This window comes from Pseudoxanthomonas dokdonensis (assembly GCF_001431405.1).
In the GTDB taxonomy this organism is placed as follows: Bacteria; Pseudomonadota; Gammaproteobacteria; order Xanthomonadales; family Xanthomonadaceae; genus Pseudoxanthomonas_A; species Pseudoxanthomonas_A dokdonensis.
On sequence record NZ_LDJL01000011.1, the window covers coordinates 188499 to 211863 of the forward strand.

22 protein-coding genes are annotated in these 23365 nt (G+C 65.0%); 14 read left to right on the top strand and 8 right to left on the bottom strand.

The features are described 5' to 3' along the window. Positions 1–46: 46 nt before the first annotated feature. The 5 genes from ABB29_RS10560 to prmB form a co-directional block, all read right to left on the bottom strand. Entirely contained in the window at positions 47–1861 is a 1815-nt protein-coding gene (locus ABB29_RS10560) for a type IV pilus assembly protein FimV (RefSeq protein WP_245622601.1), read from the bottom strand. A 126-nt stretch (positions 1862–1987) separates the two neighbouring features. Then, positions 1988–3013: an aspartate-semialdehyde dehydrogenase gene (locus ABB29_RS10565; protein ID WP_057658819.1), complete on the bottom strand. Its 1026-nt coding sequence runs from the start codon at positions 3011–3013 to the stop codon at positions 1988–1990. 86 nt (positions 3014–3099) lie between these two features. Further along, positions 3100–4131 (bottom strand): 2-hydroxyacid dehydrogenase, encoded by a 1032-nt coding sequence (locus tag ABB29_RS10570; protein ID WP_057658821.1) that lies wholly within the window; start codon positions 4129–4131, stop codon positions 3100–3102. Continuing rightward, on the bottom strand, positions 4124–5221 hold the full coding sequence (aroC, locus tag ABB29_RS10575) for a chorismate synthase (protein ID WP_057658822.1): 1098 nt from the start codon (positions 5219–5221) through the stop codon (positions 4124–4126). Before aroC ends, ABB29_RS10570 begins: the two co-directional genes overlap by 8 nt. Then, positions 5218–6147 carry a 50S ribosomal protein L3 N(5)-glutamine methyltransferase gene (prmB, locus tag ABB29_RS10580; RefSeq protein ID WP_057658824.1) on the bottom strand — a complete coding sequence of 310 codons (930 nt, stop codon included), beginning with the start codon at positions 6145–6147 and terminating at the stop codon, positions 5218–5220. The genes aroC and prmB overlap by 4 nt, the downstream gene beginning before the upstream one ends. A gap of 112 nt (positions 6148–6259) precedes the next feature. On the opposite strand from prmB, the gene ABB29_RS10585 reads away from it, so the two are divergent. Both ABB29_RS10585 and asd read left to right on the top strand, forming a co-directional pair. Next, positions 6260–6931, top strand: a complete 672-nt coding sequence (locus ABB29_RS10585; RefSeq protein WP_057658826.1) for an SCO family protein — start codon at positions 6260–6262, stop codon at positions 6929–6931. Continuing rightward, on the top strand, positions 6928–7770 hold the full coding sequence (gene asd, locus ABB29_RS10590; RefSeq protein WP_057658829.1) for an archaetidylserine decarboxylase: 843 nt from the start codon (positions 6928–6930) through the stop codon (positions 7768–7770). The genes ABB29_RS10585 and asd overlap by 4 nt, the downstream gene beginning before the upstream one ends. Positions 7771–7832: 62 nt before the next feature. Here the strand turns inward: asd and ABB29_RS10595 are convergent, their stop codons facing one another. Further along, a complete protein-coding gene (locus tag ABB29_RS10595) occupies positions 7833–9416 on the bottom strand; it encodes a transglycosylase SLT domain-containing protein (protein ID WP_057659433.1) in 1584 nt (527 codons plus the stop codon). Between the two features lie 47 nt (positions 9417–9463). Between ABB29_RS10595 and ABB29_RS10600 the strand changes: the two genes are divergently transcribed. The 10 genes from ABB29_RS10600 to pcp all read left to right on the top strand — a co-directional run bounded on the left by ABB29_RS10600 (position 9464) and on the right by pcp (position 17637). Beyond that, positions 9464–11056 (top strand): helicase HerA-like domain-containing protein, encoded by a 1593-nt coding sequence (locus ABB29_RS10600; protein ID WP_281177434.1) that lies wholly within the window; start codon positions 9464–9466, stop codon positions 11054–11056. Positions 11057–11110: 54 nt separating this feature from the next. Further along, on the top strand, positions 11111–11620 hold the full coding sequence (greB, locus tag ABB29_RS10605) for a transcription elongation factor GreB (RefSeq protein ID WP_057658831.1): 510 nt from the start codon (positions 11111–11113) through the stop codon (positions 11618–11620). 94 nt (positions 11621–11714) lie between these two features. Continuing rightward, a complete protein-coding gene (locus tag ABB29_RS10610; RefSeq protein ID WP_057658834.1) occupies positions 11715–12374 on the top strand; it encodes a dienelactone hydrolase family protein in 660 nt (219 codons plus the stop codon). Beyond that, complete coding sequence (locus ABB29_RS10615) at positions 12371–12787, top strand: HIT domain-containing protein (RefSeq protein WP_057658836.1); 417 nt, start codon at positions 12371–12373, stop codon at positions 12785–12787. Before ABB29_RS10610 ends, ABB29_RS10615 begins: the two co-directional genes overlap by 4 nt. 28 nt (positions 12788–12815) lie before the next feature. Then, positions 12816–13547 (top strand): 5-oxoprolinase subunit PxpB, encoded by a 732-nt coding sequence (gene pxpB, locus ABB29_RS10620; RefSeq protein WP_057658838.1) that lies wholly within the window; start codon positions 12816–12818, stop codon positions 13545–13547. After that, complete coding sequence (locus ABB29_RS10625) at positions 13544–14500, top strand: 5-oxoprolinase subunit C family protein (RefSeq protein WP_057658840.1); 957 nt, start codon at positions 13544–13546, stop codon at positions 14498–14500. The genes pxpB and ABB29_RS10625 overlap by 4 nt, the downstream gene beginning before the upstream one ends. Beyond that, complete coding sequence (locus ABB29_RS10630; RefSeq protein ID WP_057658842.1) at positions 14497–15258, top strand: 5-oxoprolinase subunit PxpA; 762 nt, start codon at positions 14497–14499, stop codon at positions 15256–15258. Before ABB29_RS10625 ends, ABB29_RS10630 begins: the two co-directional genes overlap by 4 nt. Beyond that, positions 15255–15971: a DUF969 domain-containing protein gene (locus tag ABB29_RS10635; protein ID WP_057659436.1), complete on the top strand. Its 717-nt coding sequence runs from the start codon at positions 15255–15257 to the stop codon at positions 15969–15971. The genes ABB29_RS10630 and ABB29_RS10635 overlap by 4 nt, the downstream gene beginning before the upstream one ends. Next, positions 15958–16926: a 5-oxoproline transporter, DUF979 family subunit gene (locus ABB29_RS10640; protein ID WP_057658844.1), complete on the top strand. Its 969-nt coding sequence runs from the start codon at positions 15958–15960 to the stop codon at positions 16924–16926. The genes ABB29_RS10635 and ABB29_RS10640 overlap by 14 nt, the downstream gene beginning before the upstream one ends. 57 nt (positions 16927–16983) lie before the next feature. Continuing rightward, on the top strand, positions 16984–17637 hold the full coding sequence (gene pcp / locus ABB29_RS10645; protein ID WP_057658845.1) for a pyroglutamyl-peptidase I: 654 nt from the start codon (positions 16984–16986) through the stop codon (positions 17635–17637). A gap of 113 nt (positions 17638–17750) precedes the next feature. Here pcp and dcd read toward each other — a convergent pair whose 3' ends face one another. Continuing rightward, positions 17751–18317 carry a dCTP deaminase gene (dcd, locus tag ABB29_RS10650; protein WP_057658847.1) on the bottom strand — a complete coding sequence of 189 codons (567 nt, stop codon included), beginning with the start codon at positions 18315–18317 and terminating at the stop codon, positions 17751–17753. A gap of 196 nt (positions 18318–18513) precedes the next feature. Beyond that, positions 18514–19371, bottom strand: coding sequence for an iron-sulfur cluster carrier protein ApbC (apbC, locus tag ABB29_RS10655; protein ID WP_057658848.1), 858 nt, complete (start codon positions 19369–19371; stop codon positions 18514–18516). Positions 19372–19891: 520 nt separating this feature from the next. Between apbC and ABB29_RS10660 the strand changes: the two genes are divergently transcribed. Together ABB29_RS10660 and ABB29_RS10665 are read left to right on the top strand one after the other, a co-directional pair. After that, positions 19892–22762, top strand: a complete 2871-nt coding sequence (locus tag ABB29_RS10660) for a TonB-dependent receptor plug domain-containing protein (RefSeq protein WP_211260724.1) — start codon at positions 19892–19894, stop codon at positions 22760–22762. Between the two features lie 147 nt (positions 22763–22909). Continuing rightward, the gene (locus ABB29_RS10665) at positions 22910–23353 is read left to right on the top strand and encodes a DUF2147 domain-containing protein (RefSeq protein WP_057658850.1); all 444 of its coding nucleotides are present in this window, start codon (positions 22910–22912) and stop codon (positions 23351–23353) included. Positions 23354–23365: the final 12 nt, after the last annotated feature.

Here is a 23365-nt window from a genome sequence, read left to right on the forward strand (position 1 = left end):
ACCCCACCCTGCGCCGGTCAATGCCGTTGCCTGCGAACATGACGGCTCAGCCGATCTCGCGCAGCAGCTGCCGGGCTTCGCCACGCGCCACGTCGTCGTCGCTGTCGAGTACTTCGTGCAGCAGGTCGCGGGCAGTGGCGACATCGCCCAGATCCAGATAGGCCATGGCCAGTTCCAGTCGATCACGACCGGCCGGCTGGGTGCTGGACGGGCTGCTGGCGACCGCAGCGTTGGCTGCCTTGGCGGCTTCCACCGCGGTCGGCCCGGAATGCCACGGCGGCTGGATGGAAGCACTGTGGCTGAAGGTGGTGACCGGCTTGCCGACCGCTGGCTCCAGCATCGGCGAACCCGCCGGCTCGGCCACTATGTCGTCCACGGGTTCCGCCGCCGTCGCCACGTCGTCACTGGCAAGTGGCTGTGCTTCGGGCTCGGTAACCGGCACCGCCGCGGCCAGCGCGGCACTGTCGAAGCGCGGCGCACGCACGGGTTTGGCCGGCGCATCAATGGCCAGCCGCCTGCGTCGATGCGAGAAGCCCCAGATCACCGCGGCCGCCAACAGCAGCAGCAAGCCGGCACCGGCCCACAGCGGCAGACCACCGCTGCCATTGCTCTGTGCCAGCTGTTGCTGCGCGGCGGCCAGATCGCTGTCTTTCATCGCGATCAGTTTTGCCTGCTGCTGCTTGAGTTTCTCCAGCTCGGCGACCTGGGCGCGCAGTTCCTGCACCTCGGTTTCGCGCGCGGCCAGGTCTTCCTGGCTTTGTTGCAATTGTTGTTCTGCCAGCATGTCGCCCTCGCCTCCGCTGCTGATGCCGGATTGTGTGCCCGCCTGGCCTGCGTTGTCGGAAACCGGGGGCGCGATTTCCAGGCGTGCGTTGTTGTTTGCCGGTGCCGCGCCGGTTGCTGTAAGGCTGCTGCTGTTGTTGGCAACCGGTTGCGGAATCGGCTGGCGGGCCTGCCGCCATTCGGCGATCTGGCTGCGCACCAGCGCGGCGGCCTCGGCCTCCTGCAGCTGGGCGATGTCGGCTGACGGTGGTACCCGCAGTACCGCACCCTGCTTGAGCAGGTTGATGTTGCCCTTGATGAAGGCCTCGGGATTGGCGCGCAGCAGCGCGACCATGGTCTGGTCGAGCGTATAGCCGGTGCCGGCGCGCAGCCGGCTGGCGATTTCGGACAGTGTCTGCCCACGCTGGACCACGGTGTCCTGCATCGGCGCGGCCATGGCAGCGGATGGCGCGGCGGCTATCGCTTGCGGTGCTGGCACTGGCGCGGGCGCAATTGCCGTGTCGGCGGTCGGTTCGGCCGGCGTTGCTTCCGGCTCGGCGGCCAGCGGCTCACTCGACGCTGGCGGGCTGCTGGCCGGCATCTGCGGCTCGCGCACGATGGTATCGCTGGGCGCGGCCTGCGGTGCCTGGATGTAAGGCTGGTCGGCAGCGGCCACGGTGCCCGGTGCCTGCACCAGCGCCGAATACTCGCGTACCAGCCTGCCCTGGCCCCAGTCCACTTCAATCAGGAAATTGACCGCCGCCACGTCCACCGGCGCCTGGCTGGTCACCCGGATGACCGGACGACCGCTGTCATCCAGCGCCACCGCGAAACTGAGATCGTTGACCAGGCCTTGCGGCCGCGGCAGGCCGACGCGCTCGAAGGTGACCGGCGACGCCAAGCGTGCCTGCAGTTGCTCCAGTTCACCCGGCTCGTTGGAGATCACCGGGATTTCGGCCACCAGCGGCTGGCCAGGCTGCGACTTGACGCGTATTTCGCCCAGCCCAAGCGCCATCGCGCTGAAGCTGGCAAGCACCAGCCACAACGCCACCACCCATCGCATCGGATGTCTTGCCACCGGCATGACCTCAATCCCCATTACGTTTTCCAACAACAATATACCGGCTAAAACTGCACAAGGACATGAGGAGTCCGGCTGCCCGCGGCCCATGCCGCGGCAACCGGGGGTTGGCGGGACGCCGCGGTGGGCGTCCCGGACCCAGGTTCAGCCTTCGCTGGCGACCAGTTCTGCCAGCTGCACCGCGTTCAGCGCGGCACCCTTGCGGATGTTATCGCTGACGATCCACAGGTTGAGACCGCGCGGGTGCGAAAGATCTTCGCGGATGCGGCCCACGTACACCGGATCGGTGCCCGAGGCATGGGTCACCGGCGTCGGGTAGCCACCGGCCTTGTGCTCGTCGACCACTTCCACGCCCGGCGCGGCAGCCAGGATCTCGCGCGCCTGCTGCGGGGTGATACGGGTTTCGGTTTCGATGTTGACCGCTTCGGAATGACCGAAGAACACCGGTACCCGCACCGCGGTCGGATTGACCATGATGCTGTCGTCGCCGAGGATCTTGCGGGTCTCCCAGACCAGCTTCATTTCTTCCTTGGTGAAACCGTTGTCCTGGAAGTCGTCGATGTGCGGGATCAGGTTGAAGGCAATCTGGACCGGGAAACGTTCCGGCTCCGGATCCTGGAAGTTGAGCAGGGCACCGGTCTGGCGGCCCAGCTCTTCCATCGCCGAACGGCCGCCACCGGACACCGACTGGTAGGTCGCCACGTTGATGCGCTGGATCGGCGAGACCTTGTGCAGCGGCGCCAGCGCGACCAGCATCTGCATGGTCGAGCAGTTGGGATTGGCGATGATGCCGCGCGGCCGGTTGCGGACCTGCTCCGGGTTGACCTCGCTGACCACCAGCGGGATATCGTCGTCATAGCGGAACGCGGACGAGTTGTCGATGACCACCGCGCCAGCGGCGGCGAATTTCGGTGCATATTCCTTCGACACGCTGCCGCCAGCGGAGAACAGCGCGATGTCGACGCCGGTCGGGTCGAAACCCGCCAGGTCCTGCACATCAATCTGGTTGCCGTTGAATTCGACCGTGCCGCCGGCCGAACGCGCCGATGCCAGCGCGACCAGTTCGGACACCGGGAAATTGCGCTCGGCCAGGATGCTCAGCATCACTTCGCCGACGGCACCGGTGGCACCGACGACGGCGACCTTGAAACTGCGATTGGGATTGCTCATGGATTCGTAATCTTCAATGGAATGTGGGAGGGACAGCAGGACTACCAGCCATGTTCGGGGAACCGTCGACAGCCGATGACGGTTCCCTATCGTTTTTTGATCGCGGTTTTGCGCTCGGCACCGGCCAGCACCCCGGCGTTGATCGGCGCGGACGGTTGGCCGGCCTGCGGGCCTTGGCCCAGTGCGGCGATCAGATTGTCCACCGCCAGCGCCACCATCGCGCGGCGGGTGGCCAGGGTGCCACTGGCGATATGCGGGGTCAGCACCACGTTGCGCAGCGCCAGCAATGCCGGCTGCACTGCCGGCTCGCCTTCGAAGACATCCAGCCCGGCCGCGGCCAGCCGGCCGTTGGCCAGGGCGTCGGCCAGCGCCAGCTCGTCGACAATGCCGCCGCGGGCGATGTTGACCAGGGTGGCAGTGGGTTTCATCCGCGCCAGTGCGGCGGCGTCAATCAGGTGATGGACCTGCGGCGAATACGGCAACACCAGCAGCAGGTGGTCGGCCTGCGCCAGCAGCTGGTCGAAACCACTGTATGTCGCGTTGCAATCGCGCTCCATGTCCAAAGGCAGGCGTTTGCGATTGTGGTACAGCACGCGCATGCCGAAACCACGCGCGCGACGGGCAATGCCCTGGCCGATGCGCCCCATGCCGACGATGCCCAGGGTGCTGCCATGGATATCGGCGCCGAGCAGGCTGGCGAACGACCATTGCCGCCAATGGCCGGCGCGCAGCCACTGCTCGGCCTCGGTGATGCGGCGAGCCGTCGCCATCATCAGCGCGAAGCCGAAATCGGCGGTTGTTTCGCTCAGCACGTCCGGGGTATTGGTCGCGACGATACCGGCCGCGGTGAGTGCATCGACATCGAGGTTGTTGTAGCCGACGCCGACATTGGCGATGGCACGCAGGCGCGAGGCACCGGCGATTTCCGCCGCGCCGATGCGGTCATTGAGCGTGGCCAGCACGCCGTCGACATCGGCCAGCTGGCGCGCCAGCGCCGTCGAATCGTGCTGGCTGACCTGTTCGGTCACCCGCACATCGAAGTAGTCATCCAGCCGGCCGACGATGTCATCGAACAGCGGTTGCGACACCCATACGCGCTGGCGAGGCGCCTCAGCCATCCACGCTGCCCGCGATCCGCGGCGGCACCTCGCCGACATCAGCGCACTGGGCGCGGTGGCGCAGGGCCTGATCCATCAACACCAGCGCCATCATCGCCTCGGCGATCGGAGTGGCACGGATACCGACGCAGGGGTCGTGGCGACCGGTGGTCACCACTTCCACCGCGCTACCGCTGGTATCGACGGTGGCACCGGGCAGGCGCAGGCTGGAGGTCGGCTTGAGCACGATCGAAGCGCTGATCTGCTGGCCGGTGGAAATCCCGCCAAGGATGCCGCCGGCATGATTGGACAGGAAGCCTTGCGGACTCATCAGGTCGCGATGCTCGCTGCCCTTCTGCGAGACCGCGGCGAAGCCATCGCCGATTTCCACGCCCTTGACCGCATTGATGCTCATCAAGGCCGCCGCCAGTTCGCCATCGAGCTTGCCATAGATCGGCTCGCCCCAGCCCGCCGGCACGCCATCGGCAACCACGTTGACGCGTGCGCCAATCGAGTCGCCGGACTTGCGCAGCGCGTCCATGTAGGCTTCCAGTTCAGGCACCTGCGCGGCATGCGGCCAGAAGAACGGATTGTCCTCCACCGCCGACCAGTCGAAGCCCTGGTGCGTGATCCCGCCAAGCTGCGACAGATAGCCGCGCACGGTCACGCCGAAACGCTGCTGCAGCCATTTCTTGGCGATCACCGCCGCGGCCACCCGCATGGTCGTCTCGCGGGCCGAAGAACGACCGCCGCCACGTGGATCGCGGATGCCGTACTTCTGCCAGTAGCTGTAGTCGGCATGGCCGGGACGGAACTGCGCGGCGATGTTGCTGTAATCCTTGCTGCGCTGGTCGGTGTTGCGGATCAACAGCGCAATCGGCGTGCCGGTGGTCTGGCCCTCGTAGACGCCGCTGAGGATCTCGACTTCATCGGTCTCGCGGCGGGCCGAGGTGTGGCGCGACTTGCCGGTCGCACGCCGCTGCAGGTCATGGCTGAACTCGTCGGCGGCCAGCGCCAGCCCGGGCGGACAGCCGTCGACCACGCAGCCGATGGCCGGGCCATGCGACTCGCCGAAGGTGGTCACCCGCAGCAGCTGGCCAAACGTGTTCATGGACGCGCGTCGGCCAGTTCGCTGATGCGGGCGCTGTGCCGGATCAGTTCACGGCATTCCACCGAGAAGATGCCCATCTGCCCGACCTTGAACTCGATCCACTCGAAGCCGACTTCCGGCAGCAGCTTGATCAGGTGCTGCTCGGACTCGCCCACTTCGCAGATCAACAGGCCGTCCTCGCTCAGGTGCAATGGCGCATCGCGCAGGATCTTCAGCACCAGGTCCAGGCCATCGTCACCGGCGCGCAGGCCGAGCTCGGGCTCGTAGGAATACTCCTTCGGCAGTGCGTCGGTCTCGTCATTGGTCACGTAGGGCGGATTGGTCACGATCAGATCGTAGTGGCGACCGCCGAGACCGCTGAACAGGTCCGACTTCAGCAGCTGCACGTTGTCGGCCAGCAGCCGCGCCTTGTTCTCGGCCGCCAGCGCCAGCGCGTCATCGCTGATGTCGACGCCATCGACCTGCCAGTCCGGCTGGTAATGGCCCATGGCGATGGCGATGCAGCCCGAACCGGTGCACAGGTCCAGCGCGCGGTGCACTTCGCGGCCACCCAGCCAGGGTTCGAAACCGGATTCGATCAGTTCGGCAATCGGCGAGCGCGGCACCAGCGCACGCGCGTCGCTCTTGAAGTTGAGGCCGGCAAACCAGGCTTCGCCGGTCAGGTAGGCAATCGGCACGCGCTCATCGATGCGGCGCTGGAACAACGCCAGGATTGCCTGTTTCTCGCTCAGCAGCAGTCGCGCCTGGCCATAGGCCGGGCCGATGTCCGGTGGCAGATGCAAGGTGTGCAGCACCAGTTGGGTCGCCTCGTCCACGGCATTGTCGTAGCTGTGGCCGAAGGTCAGGCCTGCCTGGTTGAAACGGCTGGCGCCGTAGCGGATCAGGTCGATGATGGTGTGCAGTTCTGCGGCTGCTTCGGCAGTCATGGCGGGGCTTCTGGGGCACGCGGCGGATGCGGCCTTCCAGTATATAGGCAGCGGTCGGGTGTTATCGCGGCTCGCCGGCTATCATGGCCCGTCGTGCTTATGAGTCGTGGTCATGTTCAACAAGAAAATCGGTTATATCCTGGTCATCGCGCTGGCCGCCGGGCTCGGCCTGCTGGCCGCGCAGCACTGGCTGGCACCGGCACCGTCGAAAGCCGCGCTGCCGCAGACCCGCGCGGTCACCCTGTTCCCGCAGAGCCGTGAAGTACCGGCATTTTCGCTGCGCCAGTCCGACGGCACCCAGCTCACCGCCGGCGAACTGAAAGGCCACTGGACGCTGGTGTTCCTGGGCTTCACTTCCTGCCCCGACGTCTGCCCCACCACCCTGGCCGAGCTGGCGCAGGCGCAGAAGCAGTGGACCGCGCTGCCGGAATCAATCCGCCCGCGCCTGTTGTTCGTGTCGGTCGACCCCGAGCGCGATGACCCGGCCAAGGTTGGCGAATATGCGCACGCCTTCCATCCCGACACCCTGGCCGCCACCGCCGATGTGCCGGCGCTGGAGAATTTCGCCAAATCGCTGGGCTTCGTCTTCATCAAGGTGCCGGGCAAGCATTTCGACGAGAATCCGCGGGACTACAGCATGGACCATTCCTCCGGCATTGCCGTGCTGGACCCGCAGGGCCGCCAGGCTGGTCTGATCCGTGCGCCGCTGGACCCGGTGGCAATCGCCGCCGACATGCTGGCGCTGACCGACGCCAGCAGCGAAGGCGCCAGGACCTCGCCATGAGCCTGATCACGCCGCTGACCTATGTCCTGCCGCACCGGCTGCTGTCCTCGCTGGCGCGCAGGCTGGCCTATTCGACATCGCCGGCGACCAAGCAATGGTTGATTGACACGGTGACCCGCAGGTTCGGCGTGGATCTGGATGAGGCCGCCGAACCCGACGCCACGGCCTACCCCAGCTTCAATGCGTTCTTCACCCGCGCGCTCAAGCCTGGCGCGCGGGTGGCCGATGCCGACCCGCGGGCGCTGCTGATGCCGGCCGATGGCCATATCAGCCAGTGTGGTCCGATCAAGGACGGGCGCATCTTCCAGGCCAAGGGCCAGTCATTCACCGCCGCCGAGCTGCTCGGCAGCGAGGAGGATGCCAGGCCTTTCCACGATGGCCTGTTCGCCACAGTGTACCTGTCGCCACGCGACTACCACCGCGTGCACATGCCTTGGACCGGCACCCTGCGTGAAACCGTGCACGTGCCGGGACGCTTGTTCAGCGTCGGCACCGATGCGGTGGCGCGGGTGCCGCGGTTGTTCGCACGCAACGAGCGGCTGGTCTGCCACTTCGATACCGATTTCGGGCCGATGGTATCGGTGATGGTCGGTGCGCTGCTGGTGTCCGGGGTTGAAACCGTCTGGAGTGGCGAGGAAATCCCGGCCTATGGGGATCGCATCCAGCGCAAGGATTACCGTGGCCAGGGCTTCACCCTGCAGCGGTTCGCGGAAATGGCCCGCTTCAATTACGGCAGCACCGTGATCGTGCTGCTGCCGCCGGGCGTGGCCACGCTGGAGCCGCAACTGGGCGCCGAATCACCGGTCCGGCTGGGCCAGGCATTGGCCCGGCTGCGCTAGCGGCCTGTTTGCCGAGACTGACCCGGCGGGCGGCCGCCGCTGCGGGCAATGCTGTCCCGGCGCTATTTCCTGCAGCTTTCCAGTTTGATGGTCTGCCCCGGCTGCACGTTGTAGCGTGGCGCCTTGATGCCATTGGCCCGGGCCAGGGTCTTGAGGTCGCACTGGTAACGCTGCGCGACCTTGCCGAGGGTGTCGCCACGGGCAATGCGGTAGTCACGTGCCTGCCTGGCTTTGGGTTCGACCGGTTTCGGCGCGCCGGTGGCGACCGTGGTCGGCACCCCGGGCGGTGGGGTGGTTACCACGGTGCTGACATCGCCAACCGCCACGTTGCCGTTGAACGAGGGACGAATCAACGCCGCTTCGACACTGGCGGCCACCAGCGTGCGCGCCAGATCGGCCTGCGCGCCATTGATGCAATGACGCGTATACAGGCTGGCCATGCGGGTGTTGCCCTTCAGCGTGGTCCCGGTCGGCAACAGCTGATCGGCCTTGTAGCGCGGATTGAGGTTGCGCAGCGCACGCATGAAGCCTTCGCGGGTGCCGCCATTGCCCATGCAGATGGTCAGCTCGTAGATCGATGCCGGGCGGGCCAGCCGGAACGTCGCCGGTTGGCCGTTGATCTTCGGGAACTTGAGTCCGTACTGCTTGGGATGCAGGAACAGCCAGGATGCGGCGATGACCATCGGCACGTAGTCTTCGGTTTCACTTGGGAAGGCGCGGAACACCGACTCGTTCCAGAAATTGCCGCCGCCATTCTCGTTGTAGATACGCTGGGCGCGGCCCTCGCCGCCGTTGTAGGCGGCCAAGGCGTACTCGATGCTGTTGTTCATCGCGCGCATGCGCTCGTTGAGGTATTCGGCGCTGGCCAGCCCGACCGATCTGGGATCGAAGCGGGTATCGAAGCCGGTGCCGTCCGGGCCCAGCCCGAAGCGCTGTCCGGTGGCCGGCATGAACTGCATCAACCCGGCGGCGCCAGCGCGTGAACTGACATGCACGCGGCCGGTGGATTCCTTGGCCATGATCCCGAACAGCAGCGCCTCGGGCAAGCCGTTGCGCTCCCACGACGGCCACATGTCGGCGCGCAGGTACTGGTAATTTTCGTAGGTATCCATCAGCGAACCGCGCATATCGGTCAGCCAGCGACGGATGCCGGCCTGTACCGCCGGGTTGTACTGGACCATGCGATCGAAGGCATGGCGCTGGTCATTGAGCAGCTGCGCGGTGCGGGTGGCCTCGGGCAGGTCGCCGGCCACCAGTGCGGCGTGGTCGCTGCCATCATCCAGCGGATCGGTGATTTCCCAGTCGCCATCTTCCTGGCTGGCGTCGACTTCCTGCTTCAACAACCGTTTGTAGGTCGCCAGCAGGGTATGCATCTGGCAGCCCTTCTGCTTGATGCAGGCGTCCAGCACGTCCTCCATGTCCTCCAGCGCGGCATCGCCTTCGGTACTGCCCTTGGGGTCGGCATTGGCGGTCAGCACCAGCGCATCCTGGTAGCGTTTCTCGGCGGCGGCCATGCGCGCGGCCAGTGCGTCGGCGGCGGCCTGGTCGCGGGCCGATACCCGCGCCGAGGCGGCGGGAATGGCGGTGAACAACAGGGTGGCGGCCAGCAGCGACCAGGACAGGGTATTGCGGGGACTGAAAAACATCTGCAACCACATCAAAGACAAGTCCCGCAGGGTAGCTGGCGGGCCCCCTGCGGGGCAAGGCGCTCACAAAGCCGGCAGCGGCAGGCCGGCGCCGGTCACAGCGGCTAGAATCGGCGCATCGCCACACGAGAAACATCATGGATCCGATTCTGCTGGGCAAGGGCATCACCGACAACATTGCCGTCACCCTGATTCCCCGCTTCGGCAACCGCCACGGGCTGGTTGCCGGCGCTACCGGTACCGGCAAGACCGTGACCCTGATGACCCTGGCCGAGGGCTTTTCACGGCTGGGGGTACCGGTGTTCATGGCCGATGTGAAAGGCGACGTCGCCGGACTGGCAATGGCCGGCGATGGTAGCGAACGGGTGCTGCAGCGTGCCCGCGACATCGGTATCGACGACTATCTGCCACAGCCCAGCCCGGTGCTGCTGTGGGACATGTACGGCAAGCTCGGCCACCCGGTGCGGACCACCGTCAGCGAGATGGGCCCGACCCTGCTGGCGCGCATCCTCGAGCTCAACGACACCCAGGGCGGCGTGCTCGACATCGTGTTCAAGCTCGCCGACGACCGCGGCCTGCTGTTGCTGGATCTGGACGACCTGCGCGCGTTGCTGAGCCTGGTCGCTGCCGAACGCAAGGACATTTCAACCCACTATGGACTGGTCAGCGCGCAATCGATTGGCGCCATCCAGCGCGCGCTGCTGCGCCTGCAGCAGGATGGCGGCGAGCACCTGTTCGGCGAGCCGGCGCTGGAACTGGCCGATCTGATGCGGACCCAGGTCGACGGCCGTGGTGTCATCAGCATCCTCGCCGCCAACCAGTTGATTCTCAAGCCAAGGCTGTATTCGAGCTTCCTGCTGTGGCTGCTGTCGGAACTGTTCGAGACCCTGCCGGAAGTCGGTGATCTGGAAAAACCGAAGCTGGTGTTCATCTTCGACGAGGCGCATCTGCTGTTCGACGATGCGCCAGCGGCCTTGCAGCAGCGCATCGAACAGGTCGTCAGGCTGATCCGCTCCAAGGGCGTGGGCGTGTACTTCTGTTCGCAGTTCCCGGACGACGTGCCGGACGATGTGCTTGGCCAGCTGGGCAACCGCGTGCAGCACGCCTTGCGCGCGTTCACCCCGCGCGACCAGAAGGCGGTCCGGACCGCGGCGCAGACCTTCGTGCCCAACCCGAAGCTGGACGTGGCCGACACCATTTCCCGGCTCGGCACCGGCGAAGCGCTGGTGTCGACACTGCAGGACAAGGGCGTGCCCTCCCCTGTGCAACAGACGCTGGTGTCACCACCGCGCTGCCGGATGGGTGCGATCAGCGACAGCGAACGCGCCGCGGTGCTGGCAGCCAGCCCGCTCGGCATCAAGTATGACCAGCCGGTCAATCGCGAATCAGCCGCCGAGCTGCTGGCCAAGCGGGCCGACGCCACCCTGCAAAGTGCCGGCGCGCCGAAGGCGACAAGCGAACAGGAAGACCCGGACGCGGGCGGCTTCGGCCAGGCGGTCAAGGACGCGATCTTCGGCACCAGGCGCCGCCAGGGCATGCTGGAAACCATGGGCAAGCAGGCCGCGCGCAACGTCGGCAACCAACTGGGCCGCAAGATCGTGCGCGGCATCCTCGGCGGTATCTTCGGCGGCAAGCGCTGATTGCCTGGCCACCGCTGCTGTCGATGAATCCCCCCTCCGGCAACCACTGAACCGATGTCCCGCTGGCGCCCCCCCGCAGAAAAAAGCACCGCCCTGATCACCCGCCAGGGCCATGAACGGTTGAAGCAGGAACTGGATCGACTCTGGCGCCAGCAACGGCCCGAGGTGGTGCGCGCACTCGCCGCCGCCGCCGCCGAAGGTGATCGCTCGGAAAACGCCGAGTACACCTATCGCAAGAAACAACTGGGTGAGATAGACCGGCGCGTACGCTATCTGAGCAAGCGGCTGGAAATGCTGCGGGTGGTCGACAGCGCGCCATCCAACCCGCACGCGGTGTTTTTTGGCGCCAGTGTCGAGCTGGAGAACCTGGCCAATGGTGAAGTTTCGCGCTACCGCATCGTCGGCCCGGACGAAACCGACGCGCCGCTGGGCCTGATCAGCATCGATTCGCCACTGGCGCGGGCACTGCTGAAGAAGCAGCTGGATGACGAAGTGGAAGCACAATTGCCGGCCGGTCCGGTCCGCTTCGTGATTGTCGATATCCAGTATCAGCCAGCCGGGTGATGCCGGAGTATCCATCCCGACGTGCACGTCGTCACCATCATCAGCCGGCAGCGGCGGCCGCGCTAAACTGAGGCAAATTGCCAGGGACATCGCCATGGGCCAATGGATTCAACTGCAGACACCTCACGGAACGGTCGCCGGCTGGCAGGCCGAGCCCGCCGGCAAACCACTGGGCGCGCTGGTCGTGGTCCAGGAAATTTTCGGCGTCAACGCGCACGTGCGCAGCGTCGCCGAAGAGTTCGCGATTGAAGGTTATCTGGCGCTGGCACCGGCGTATTACGATCCCATCGAAGCCGGCGTCGAGCTGGGATACGACGATGCCGGTTACGCCCACGGCAAGACATTGGCGACGCAGTTGGGACTGCAGGCCGCGCAGGACATCACCGCCGCCGCGGCCGACGTGCTGGCCGTCCACGGCCGGGTCGGAACGGTCGGCTATTGCTGGGGCGGCACAGTCGCCCTGCTGGCGGCGCTGCGGCTGGGGCTGCCGTCGGTGAGCTACTACGGCGCGCGCAATCTGCCGTTCCTGGGCGAAAAGCCGCTGGCGCCGGTCATGTTCCACTTCGGCGAGCGCGACCGCAGCATCCCGCCGGAGATGGTCCAGCAACATCGCGATCTATTGCCGCAGATGGCGGTTTACACCTATCCGGCCGGGCATGGCTTCAATCGCGACGTCGGTGACGATTACGATCCGGCCAGTGCAAGACTGGCACAGCGGCGCACGCTGGAATTCTTCGCCCGGCAGCTGGCATGAAGGAGCAGGCTAGCTTCGAGCTGGATGCACGGCTGGCCGCCGACAGCGTATGGCTGGCCGATGGCCCGCTGTCGCAGATCCGGTTGATGAACGACAGCCGGTATCCGTGGCTGCTGCTGGTACCCCGGCTGGCCGGCGCCAGTGAATGGATCGAACTGGATGGCCAGCAGCAGCGGTTGTTGCTCGCCGAGGTCAACCAGGTCGGGCGCGCGCTGAAGCGTCATCACGGCGTGGAGAAACTCAACATCGGCGCGCTTGGCAACATGGTCCGCCAGTTGCACGTCCACCTGATTGGCCGGCATGCCGGCGATCCGGCCTGGCCGGGGCCGGTGTGGGGGCATGGCAGCGCGCAGCCGTATCCGGTCAATGAGCTGCAGGCACGCATTGCCGATTGGCGGGGCTGGCTCGAATGAACAGCCAACTGCACATCATCTGGCTGCGATGAGTACAACCGCGCACCCAGTGCCCGATTTCACCGCGCCCTCGTTCACCGCGCTGGCCGATGACGCGCTGCTGCTGCAATGGGGTCAGCAGATGGACCCGATCATCAACGCGCGCGTGCACGCACTGGTCGCGCGCATCCGCCGGGATTCGCCGGCATGGTTGCGCGACTGCGTGCCGGCCTATGCCAGCCTGGCAATCTTCTTCGACATCATTGCCCTCGGTGCCGATGCACACCACCAGGTGCAGACCTATGTCGCTGGCCTGTTGCGAGATGATGCCAGCGCGGCTGCCGCGCCGACCCGCTCAGCCGTGGTCCGGATTCCGGTGTGTTACCACCCTTCCCTGGCCCCGGATCTGGAAACCAGCGCGCAGGCACTGGACATGAGCGTCGAGGAACTGATCGAACGTCACAGCCAGGCCGACTATCGCGTGGCGATGATTGGTTTCGCGCCGGGGTTTCCCTACCTGAGCGGCTTGCCCGAAAACCTGGCCCTGCCGCGGCTGGCGACACCGCGCGCCCGGGTCGAGGCCGGTTCGGTCGCCATTGGCGGCAACCAGACCGGCATCTATCCGCTGGCCGGTCCCGGTGGCTGGCGGATACTCGGCCGCACCCCACTGCGGCTGTTCGACCCACGGCGGCAACCGCCATCGCTGTTGGTCGCTGGCAACCAGGTGCGCTTCGTGGCGATAAGCCTGGCTGAATTCCAGCAGCACAAGGAGGCGCTGTGAGCCATTGGAAAGTGCTGGCACCGGGTTTCATGAGCAGCCTGCAGGACCGCGGCCGGCACGCGTACCGGCATCTGGGCATTGCCCGCAGCGGCGCCCTCGACTGGGATGCCGCATGGCTGGCCAATCGCCTGCTCAACAATGCGCGCGACGCCTGCGTGCTGGAAATCACCCTGCAGGGACCGCGCCTGCGCTTGCCGGCTGCGGCGTGGATCGCGGTTACCGGCGCCCCCATCCAGCTGTGCTGGCGCGACATCACGTTGCCCATGAACCGACCGATCCTGGTCCCGGCTGGCGAGCTGTCACTACGCGGTGTCGGCCAGGGACTGCGCAGCTATCTGGCAGTGCGCGGGGGCTTCCAGGCGACCACGACGATGGGCAGCCGCAGCACCGACCTGCGCGCCGGTTTTGGTGGTATCGACGGCCGCACGCTGCGCGCCGGTGACCAACTGCCGGTCGGTCCGCAGCCGGCGTTTCGCGGCAGGCTGCCAGCACCCACACGCTGGTGGATTGGCGACGATGTCGATTACTCACTGCATGCCAAGCAGATTCGCTACGTGCCTGCGGGCGATCCCGCGCCAACGCTGCATGGACAGCGCTGGCGCTCCAGCCAGCGTGGCAATCGGCAAGGTCTGCAACTGGATGGCGAGCCCTTGCCGGGGGCGGGCGCCAGCCAGTTGTCCGAACCGGTCGCTCCGGGCACCATCCAATTACCACCCGATGGCCTGCCAATCGTATTGCTGGCCGATGCACAGACCGTCGGCGGCTATCAACGACTGGGCCATGTGATCACCGCCGATCTGCCATTGCTGGCGCAGGCCGCGCCCGGCACCGAGCTGGTGTTCCAGCCGGTCACGCTGGCCGAAGCCTATGACGCGGCTTGCCTGATCCGGCAGCGCATGGTCAGACTCGACCTGGCCATCCAGTCCCGCCAAGGTCCACGCAATACGTCATGAATAAACCGCATATCGATTTCAACTGCGATCTCGGTGAAGGCATCGGCAACGACGCCGCCATCCTGCCGTTCGTCAGTTCCGCCAACATCGCCACTGGCGGTCATGCCGGCGACGACATCAGCATGCGTGAGACGATGCTGCTGTGCCTGCAGCATGGCGTGGCCATTGGCGCGCATCCGGCTTATCCGGACCGCGAGCATTTCGGCCGCCGCGAACTGCAGCTGGCTCCTGCAGAAATCCATGCCACGGTACTGGCGCAACTGCGGCGAATGGCCGATGTCGCTGGTGATATCGATGGCGCGCGCCTGCACCATGTCAAGCCGCACGGCGCGCTGTACAACCAGGCAGCGCGCGACCCGCTCATCGCCGAGGCCATCGCCCGTGCCGTTCGCGATCATGATCCCCGGCTGCGACTGGTCGGTTTGTCGGGCAGCGCCCTGCCCGCGGCCGGACAGGCCATCGGCTTGCAGGTCGTGCACGAAGTTTTCGCCGAGCGGCGCTACGAAGACGATGGCAGCCTGACTCCGCGCCGCCATGCCGACGCCAGCATCGACGATATCGAGCTGGCCGTGCAGCAGGTGCAACGGCTGTTGAGCGATAGCCAGGTGTTGTCGCGCCAGGGCCATCTGGTTGATGTCGTCGCCGACAGCGTCTGCCTGCACGGTGACCGCGCTGACGCGGTCAGCTTCGCGCAGCAGCTGCATGCGGCCATCGTCGGCAGCGGTTATGTCATTTCCGCCATCGGAGCAGAGCATTGAACTATTGGCCGTTGCTGGGCATCGCGGTGGTGGTGCTGGGATTCGTGTTGCGTTACAACCCGGTGCTGGTGGTGGTGGTCGCTGGACTGGTCAGCGGCACCGCTGCCGGCATTCCCTGGCCGGATCTGCTGGCCCTGCTGGGCACCAGCTTCATCGAGAACCGCACCCTGCTCCTGTTCCTGCTGACCTTGCCGGCGATCGGCCTGCTTGAACACTACGGCCTGCGTGAGCGAGCGCGCGACTGGATCATCAGCTTCCGCGGCCTGACCCTGTCGCGATTCCAGATCGCCTATCTGGCCATCCGCCAGCTCACCAGCATGATCGGGCTGACCCATGTCGCCGGGCCGGCGCAGACGGTGCGCCCCCTTGTCGCGCCGATGAGCGAAGCGGCCGCAGAACGCACGCTGGGGCCATTGACCGATGACGAAATCCAGCAGGTCCGCGCCAATGCTGCCGCGGCCGACAACGTCGGCCTGTTCTTTGGCGAGGATGTGTTTGTCGCCATCGGCGCGGTCCTGCTGATACAGGGCTTCTACGCCCGCAACGGCATCGTTCTGGAACCGCTGGCGATTGCGTTGTGGGCCTTGCCGACCGCGATTGCCGCCTTCGTCATCCATGCGCTGCGGTTGAAGTATGTGCAACGGAAACTGGAGCGCGCGCGCCGGCTGTCGCCGCCCAGGCCGGTGCAGGCGGACGTTCATGCTGAAGATTGAGTACTTCTACTGGCTGATCGGCGCGTTCCTGCTGATCACCGCTCTGTTCAACCTGCGCGAACGCCGTCATGCGGCGGGCTTGTTCTGGCTGCTGCTGGTCATGCCGTTCGCCTTTGGCAGCCATATCCTGCAGGCCAATGCCGCGGGTGTGCATTGGCCGGCACAGTGGATGGGGGCCGGCGTCATTGCGCTGGGCGTGCTGGCGGCGCTGGCCAGGCTCGGTACGCCGGCCGACCGCGAGGATGAAAAGCAACGTCGCGAAGCATCAGCGCAACGCCTGCGCAACCGCCTGTTCTGGCCGGCGCTGCTGATTCCGCTGCTGACGATGCTGCTGTTCCTGTCCGGCAAATGGTTGCCCGGCATGGACCAGATACTGGACAGCAAGGCGCTGACGCTCAGTTCGCTGGGGCTGGCGAGCCTGCTGGCGATGCTGGCGGCATGGCGGGTGACCCGCGCCGCGCCCCTGGAGCCATTGGCCCAGGGGCGACGCCTGCTGGATGCATTGGGTTGGGCCGTGTTGTTACCGATGGTGTTGGCGACACTGGGCGGGGTGTTCGCCGCCACCGGCATCGGCGACATCATCGCAGGCCTGGTCGGTCGGGTGATTCCAATCGACAGTCGCCTGGCCTGCCTGTTGGCGTTCGCCGCCGGCATGGTGCTGTTCACCGTGATCATGGGCAATGCGTTTGCCGCGTTCCCGGTGATGATGGCCGGCGTCGGCCTGCCGTTGCTGATCCAGAAGCACGGCGCCGATCCGGCCAGCCTCGGCGCGCTCGGCATGCTGACCGGTTACTGCGGAACGCTGCTGACGCCGATGGCGGCCAATTTCAATATCGTGCCAGCGGTATTGCTTGAGCTGAAAGACCAGTACGGCGTGATCCGCGCCCAGTCCTTCACCGCCTTCGCGCTGCTGGCGGTCAACCTGCTGCTGATGGCCTGGCTGTGTTTCCGCTAGTCCACGCAACGTTCGCCCAGCCGCTATCCTTATCTGGTCTGAACCCGGGGGATCGCCATGAACCGTAGCGTCAAGACCGTGCTGCTGACCGGCTTCGAACCATTTGGCGGCGACAGCGACAATCCCAGCTGGCAAGCGGTGCAGGCCCTGCATGGACACCAGATCGCCGGCCACAGAGTGGTCACGCGCCTGCTGCCAGTGGCATTTTCCAAGTCACTGCGGGCGCTGCGGGCGGCGCTCAACGACAGCAGTCCAGCCGTGGTCATCTGTGTTGGCCAGGCCGGCGGACGCGCGCAGATTTCGCTGGAGCGGGTGGCCATCAACGTCGATGATGCACGCATCCCCGACAATGCCGGCAAGCAGCCGGTGGACGTGCCGGTCATCGACAATGGCCCGGCCGCTTATTTCAGCACCCTGCCGATCAAAAACCAGCTGCTGGCCCTGCGCGAAGCCGGTATTCCGGCAGAAATCTCGCAGAGTGCCGGCACCTATGTCTGCAACCACGTCTTCTATGGCCTGATGCACACGCTGCGCAACAAGAAGCTGCGCGCCGGCTTCATCCATATCCCCTATTCGCCGGCACAGGCCAGCCTGCATCCGGGCGCTGCCAGCATGAGCATCGAACAAGTCAGCCAGGCCCTGCGCATCTGCGTGCGGGTGGCGCTTGATCAGCGCCAGGATCAGGCGATCGCGGCAGGCGCCGAATGCTGAACTGAAGGGCTGCACGCCCATTCGTCAGTTCGGCGCGGACGACTTGTGTATCTGCACCTGATGGCAGCGCCAAGCCGGCTCCAGCGTTCTGCCAATGCTGGCAATGCCCGGAATCAGGTGCGCGGCAGCGTCACCCCGGTCTGGCCCTGGTACTTGCCGCCGCGATCCCGGTAGCTGGTTTCGCAGACCTCGTCGGATTCGAAGAACAGCATCTGCGCCACCCCCTCGTTGGCGTAGATGCGCGCCGGCAACGGCGTGGTGTTGCTGAATTCCAGGGTCACGTGGCCTTCCCACTCCGGCTCCAGCGGGGTCACGTTGACGATGATCCCACAACGCGCGTAGGTGCTCTTGCCCAGGCACACCACCAGCGTGCTGCGCGGGATGCGGAAGTACTCCACCGTCCGCGCCAGGGCAAAGCTGTTGGGCGGGATGATGCACACGTCCGACTCGATATCGACAAAACTGCCGCTGTCGAAATGCTTGGGGTCGACAATCGTCGAGTTGATGTTGGTGAACACCTTGAACTCACGCGAGCAGCGCACATCATAGCCGTAGCTGGAGGTGCCATAGCTGACGATGCGTTCGCCGTTGACCTGTTTCACCTGGCCCGGCTCGTACGGCTCGATCATGCCGTGCTGCTCGGACATGCGGCGAATCCAACGGTCACTCTTGATGCTCATGCAATGGTTCCTGGGCCAGCTCTGCGAAGGTGACCATTCTAGTGGCTGTCACCCGCTTTGGGGTGCCGCTGGAACCGCGCCGGCCGTCGCGCTCGCCGGCAGAGCGCAGCCAACCCGGTGATTTCGACCGCCGCCGGGGTTCCAGCCCGCTGCCTTGCACAGCGCGCCGCGCCCTGTCCGAGCAGCCGGTCCGCGCTTACAGCAGCGAAGCGGCGATCGGCATTGCCGCGCGCGGGCGCTTGTCCAGCTCGGCCGCCAGATTGCCGGCGGCCTGCAGATAGGCCTGGGCCACCGCCGAATCCGGCTGCGCCACCATCACCGGCTGGCCGGCATCACCCTGCTCGCGGATGCGGATGTCCAGCGGCAGCGAACCCAACAACGGCACCCCATAGCTGTCGGCCATCTTCTGGCCGCCACCATCGCCGAACAGGTGTTCGCTGTGGCCACAGTTGGAGCACACGTGGACCGACATGTTCTCGACGATGCCAAGCACCGGCACGTTGACTTTTTCAAACATTTTCAATGCCTTGCGTGCATCCAGCGTGGCGATGTCCTGCGGCGTGGTGACGATGACCGCGCCGGCGACCGGGATCTTCTGGGCCAGGGTCAGCTGGATGTCGCCGGTACCGGGTGGCAGATCAATCAACAGATAGTCCAGATCCCCCCACAAGGTGTCGGTGAACAGCTGGGTCAGCGCCGAGGTCGCCATCGGCCCGCGCCAGATCATCGGCGTGTCCTGATCGACCAGCAGACCAATCGACATCGCCTCGACCCCGAATGCCCGCAGCGGCTCGATCGACTTGTTGTCCGGGCTGTCGGGCTTGCCGCTCAGCCCCAGCATCGCCGGCACGCTCGGTCCATACACGTCCGCATCCAGCACCCCGACCCGCGCCCCCAGCGCATGCAACGCCAGCGCCAGATTGACCGCCGTCGTCGACTTGCCAACCCCGCCTTTGCCGGACCCCACCGCGATGACGTTGCGGACCCGGGGGATGGGAGACAGGCCGGGTTGGACGGCATGGGCGGCGATGCGCGCGGTCGGGACTTGGTTCACGAGGGAATTCCTGGGCAGATAACCTGCCCATTGTCCGGGGTTTGGCGACGCCAGCCTAGTGCATGATCTTCGCGTGCACCATCGGTGTCGGCCCCCGTTCTGTGGGCCATGCAGACCCCGCTCCGGCGGGTTTGTTTTTTTCTGCTTCCCTAAGCGCTTGCGCCCGGTTCGCTGCCGCGTGTCCGCGTTGACCCCTGTCAGCCGGTGCTCCCAGCATCTGTCGACACAGTCCCGATCCGCCTCACGCCGCTGGGCGTGCTCAACCGCTCGCACGGAACACAGATTGTCGAACCCCGATTCTTCTTCACATATTTAAATATGAACAGGGGTTCCAATTAGCTCTGGTTCACACATATTGACAGAATTGTGATGAATGTCACTAATTTATGAACATTTCGCGATTTCAAATGCAACAATTTTTGTTAACCACATGTTAGTTTCCTGAAGGAAGGCTAAAGGAAGTAGTCGCCGTTACGGCATGGAATGTCGGCTCAATCACACGTCCGAGGATCGTCCCAACATGTCAAACAGTTCCATTCGCAAGCCAAAGCGCAGCCGGCTGACCGCTGCCCTGCTGACCGTCCTGGTCATTCCCGCCGCTGGCGCTGCCTTCGCGCAGGATGCCGATACCGCCTCAAACGACCAAGCACGTGCGACCAATCTTGACAAGGTCACGGTAACGGGTTCTTTGATTCCACAAACGGAAGTCGAGACCTTCACGCCGGTGATGACCATCACCGCTGAAGATATCCAGGCGCGCGGTTTCACCTCGGTTGCGGATGTCCTCAAGCAAAGCGCGATGTCCACCGGCGGTGTGCAGGGTGCCCAGTCCTCGGCATCGTTCACCCAGGGTGCGGAAACAATTGGCCTGTTCGGCCTGGATCCGGGCTACACCAAATACCTGATCGACGGTCGCCCGATGGGCAACTATCCGGCGCTGTACAACGGCAGCTCGACCTTCAACAACATTAGCAACATCCCGGTCGACCTGGTCGAGCGCATCGAGATCCTGCCGGGTGGCCAATCGTCGCTGTACGGCTCCGATGCCATCGCTGGCGTCATCAACATCATCCTCAAGAAGAGCATGGATGGTGCCGCGCTGAACATCCGCGGCGGCTGGTATTCCGACGGCGGCGGCAGCAGCGTGCGTGTCGGCCTCGCCGACGGTTTCAGCGCCGCCGACGGCCGCTTGAATGGTCTGGTCGGCGTGCAGTACGAAGAGCGCGACCCGATCTGGGGTTACCAGCGTGACCTGACCAAGCAGTACAACACCCGCGGCACCAGTGCCCCGATCGCCAGCCGCGATTACCTGGTCTTCGGCTACAAGAACATTGGCACCTTGGGCTTTGATGATTACGGCTATGTAGATTTGCCGGCCGCCGCCGAGAATTGCGCCAACGTCACTGGACAGTTCGGCGGCACCGAAGGTCCGCAGAACCGTCCTGGTTTCGGCACCTACTGTGGCTCGTTCTACACTCCAGGTTACCGCACCCTGCAGAACGGCAAGGAAGCGGGCCAGTTCATGGGCCACGTGACCTTCGACTTCAGCGACAACGTGCAGGGCTATGCCGACCTTCTGTACAGCCACGAAGAAGTCGAGAGCCACGTGGGATCCAACTACACCTGGTGGGGCACCGGTACCAAGTGGGGCTATTACTACGATCCAGCTGTCGATGGCTTGATCAACCTGCAGCGCGCTTTCGCCCCCGAGGACATGGGCGTCGGTGGTTACCGCAACTCCATGAGCAAGGACAAGAGCGACGCCTACCAGGCGGCATTGGGCGTCAAGGGCTTCTTTGGCTCTGACTGGGACTACGACGTCGGTGTGAACTACACCCGCTACGAGCTGGATGAAGGCAGCTTCGTGCGCTGGGCTGATCCGATCAACGACTATTTCGAACAGAACGTGCTGGGACCGCAACAGGGTTGGGATCCCTACTACGGCGCCTACCCGGTATTCACGCCGAACTACGCAGCCTTCTACCAGCCCATCAGCCCGCAGGATTTCAACAGCTTCACCGGCTATGCGCACAGCAAGAGCCAGACGTCTGACGGCATGTTGCGCGCGCAGGTGACCAACAGTTCGCTGTTCTCGCTGCCCGGTGGCGACGCCGGCCTGGCCATTGCCGCCGAGTGGGGCAAGCAGAAGTGGGACTACACGCCGGATCCGGGTTTCCTGGACGGTTCCATCTGGGGCCAGACGGCGGTAGCCGGTGGTGGTGAGCGTGATCGCTATGCGGTGACCACCGAGCTGCGCCTGCCGATCGTCGACATGCTGACGGTGACCGCGTCAGGCCGTTATGACGCATTCAAGCCCGATGGCGGCGACACGATCGACAAGCCGACCTACAGCCTGGGCCTGGAATTCCGTCCCATCGACAGCTTGCTGCTGCGCGGCAAATACGGCACTGCCTTCCGCGCCCCGACCTTGTCCGATCAGTTCCAGGGTCTCAGCGGTTCTTACGTGCGCGTGACCGACTACTATGGCTGTGCCGAGGCAGGTTACTCGCCGGAAGATCCAGTCGCCATCGACAAATGCCCAGCTTCACTTTCCAATCGGCAGATTTTCAGCACGACCTCGGGTAATGTCGACCTGGAGCCCATCAATGCTGATGTCTGGAACGCCGGTTTCGTGTGGGCGCCGACTGCGGCGCTGTCGTTCAACGCTGACTACTACAACTGGGATATCAGCAACGAAGTGCGTCGCCAGAGCGTGGACGGCATTCTGTTCCAGGAATATCGCTGCCGTGAAGGACTGGATGACATCACCTCACCGACCTGCGTGCAGGCGTTCAGCCAGATCACCCGCAATGCGGCTTCCGGCAATGTCGAGGATGTCTACGCGCCCAAGGTCAACGTCGCCAATCAGACGCTGGAAGCGGTCACCGCAGGCTTCAACTATGCCGTCAGCGCAGGGGCATTCGGTGATCTTTCGTTCAACGGCAACTACACGCAGATCCTGAACCACGATGTGGTCGAACTGCCGGGCGATCCGTCCAACGACTATCTCAACGACCCGTACTACAGCACCGATCCGGAAAAGCGTGGCAACCTGTCCGCCACCTGGACCAAGAATCGCTGGAGCTCCACCGTATACGCCAACTGGATCGGGGAAACTCCGAACTACGCGGCTTCGATCAGCTCTCGCGGATACGACGCCACCAATGGCGGCAAGCTCGACTCGTGGACGACCTACAACGCCAGCGTTACCTACCAGGCGTTTGAAGGTTTGGATCTTTCGTTCCTGGTCAACAACCTGACCAACGAAATGCCTCCCTTCGATGACAGCTACCCGGGCAGTTCGGGTGCGCCGTACAACGAGTACAACTACAACGTCTACGGTCGTTCGATGTACATCGAGCTGCGCTACGCGTTTGGTGCCGGCAAGTAATCACCCCGCTTCATCAAGGTGACGGAAAAGCCCCGCTTCGGCGGGGCTTTTTTGTGCTCTGCACGCTTCCATACGGCGGCGGATGCGGTATAACAGCAGGCATGCCAGCACGGTGCTGGCGCCGTTCAATACCCTGGGAGGGGATTCATGCGCAACAAACTGCTGACCATGCTGGTGGCGCTGCCCATGCTGGCCTGGAGCATGACCGCCGCGGCGGCCAATCCGGCGGTGGGCCGCTGGAAGACCATCGACGACAAGACCGGCGAGGTGAAGTCGATCGTCGAAATCTACTCCACCACTGATGGCTCGCTGGCCGGCAAGGTGGTCGAGATCCTGAAGTCGGACAAAGGCCCCAACCCGGTCTGCAGCGACTGTTCCGGCGATCGCAAGAACAAGCCGATCAAGGGCATGGTGATCCTGTGGGGGCTCAAGCCCGACGGCGACAATGAGTGGGCCGGCGGCATCATCCTGGACCCGGCCAACGGCAAGACCTACAAGTCCAAGATGGAACTGCATCCGGACGGTCGCAAGCTGGACGTGTCCGGCTGCATCGCCTTCATCTGCCGCGCGCAGACCTGGGTCAAGGAATAGGCGGACCGTCAC

Bases quoted from the DNA above. Each gene is read 5' to 3' on its own strand.
- ABB29_RS10560 (WP_245622601.1), bottom strand. From the start codon at position 1,861: ATGGGGATTGAGGTCATGCCGGTGGCAAGACATCCGATGCGATGGGTG.
- ABB29_RS10565 (WP_057658819.1), bottom strand. From the start codon at position 3,013: ATGAGCAATCCCAATCGCAGTTTCAAGGTCGCCGTCGTCGGTGCCACC.
- ABB29_RS10570 (WP_057658821.1), bottom strand. From the start codon at position 4,131: ATGGCTGAGGCGCCTCGCCAGCGCGTATGGGTGTCGCAACCGCTGTTC.
- aroC (WP_057658822.1), bottom strand. From the start codon at position 5,221: ATGAACACGTTTGGCCAGCTGCTGCGGGTGACCACCTTCGGCGAGTCG.
- prmB (WP_057658824.1), bottom strand. From the start codon at position 6,147: ATGACTGCCGAAGCAGCCGCAGAACTGCACACCATCATCGACCTGATC.
- ABB29_RS10585 (WP_057658826.1), top strand. From the start codon at position 6,260: ATGTTCAACAAGAAAATCGGTTATATCCTGGTCATCGCGCTGGCCGCC.
- asd (WP_057658829.1), top strand. From the start codon at position 6,928: ATGAGCCTGATCACGCCGCTGACCTATGTCCTGCCGCACCGGCTGCTG.
- ABB29_RS10595 (WP_057659433.1), bottom strand. From the start codon at position 9,416: ATGTTTTTCAGTCCCCGCAATACCCTGTCCTGGTCGCTGCTGGCCGCC.
- greB (WP_057658831.1), top strand. From the start codon at position 11,111: ATGTCCCGCTGGCGCCCCCCCGCAGAAAAAAGCACCGCCCTGATCACC.
- ABB29_RS10610 (WP_057658834.1), top strand. From the start codon at position 11,715: ATGGGCCAATGGATTCAACTGCAGACACCTCACGGAACGGTCGCCGGC.
- ABB29_RS10615 (WP_057658836.1), top strand. From the start codon at position 12,371: ATGAAGGAGCAGGCTAGCTTCGAGCTGGATGCACGGCTGGCCGCCGAC.
- pxpB (WP_057658838.1), top strand. From the start codon at position 12,816: ATGAGTACAACCGCGCACCCAGTGCCCGATTTCACCGCGCCCTCGTTC.
- ABB29_RS10630 (WP_057658842.1), top strand. From the start codon at position 14,497: ATGAATAAACCGCATATCGATTTCAACTGCGATCTCGGTGAAGGCATC.
- ABB29_RS10640 (WP_057658844.1), top strand. From the start codon at position 15,958: ATGCTGAAGATTGAGTACTTCTACTGGCTGATCGGCGCGTTCCTGCTG.
- pcp (WP_057658845.1), top strand. From the start codon at position 16,984: ATGAACCGTAGCGTCAAGACCGTGCTGCTGACCGGCTTCGAACCATTT.
- dcd (WP_057658847.1), bottom strand. From the start codon at position 18,317: ATGAGCATCAAGAGTGACCGTTGGATTCGCCGCATGTCCGAGCAGCAC.
- ABB29_RS10660 (WP_211260724.1), top strand. From the start codon at position 19,892: ATGTCAAACAGTTCCATTCGCAAGCCAAAGCGCAGCCGGCTGACCGCT.
- ABB29_RS10665 (WP_057658850.1), top strand. From the start codon at position 22,910: ATGCGCAACAAACTGCTGACCATGCTGGTGGCGCTGCCCATGCTGGCC.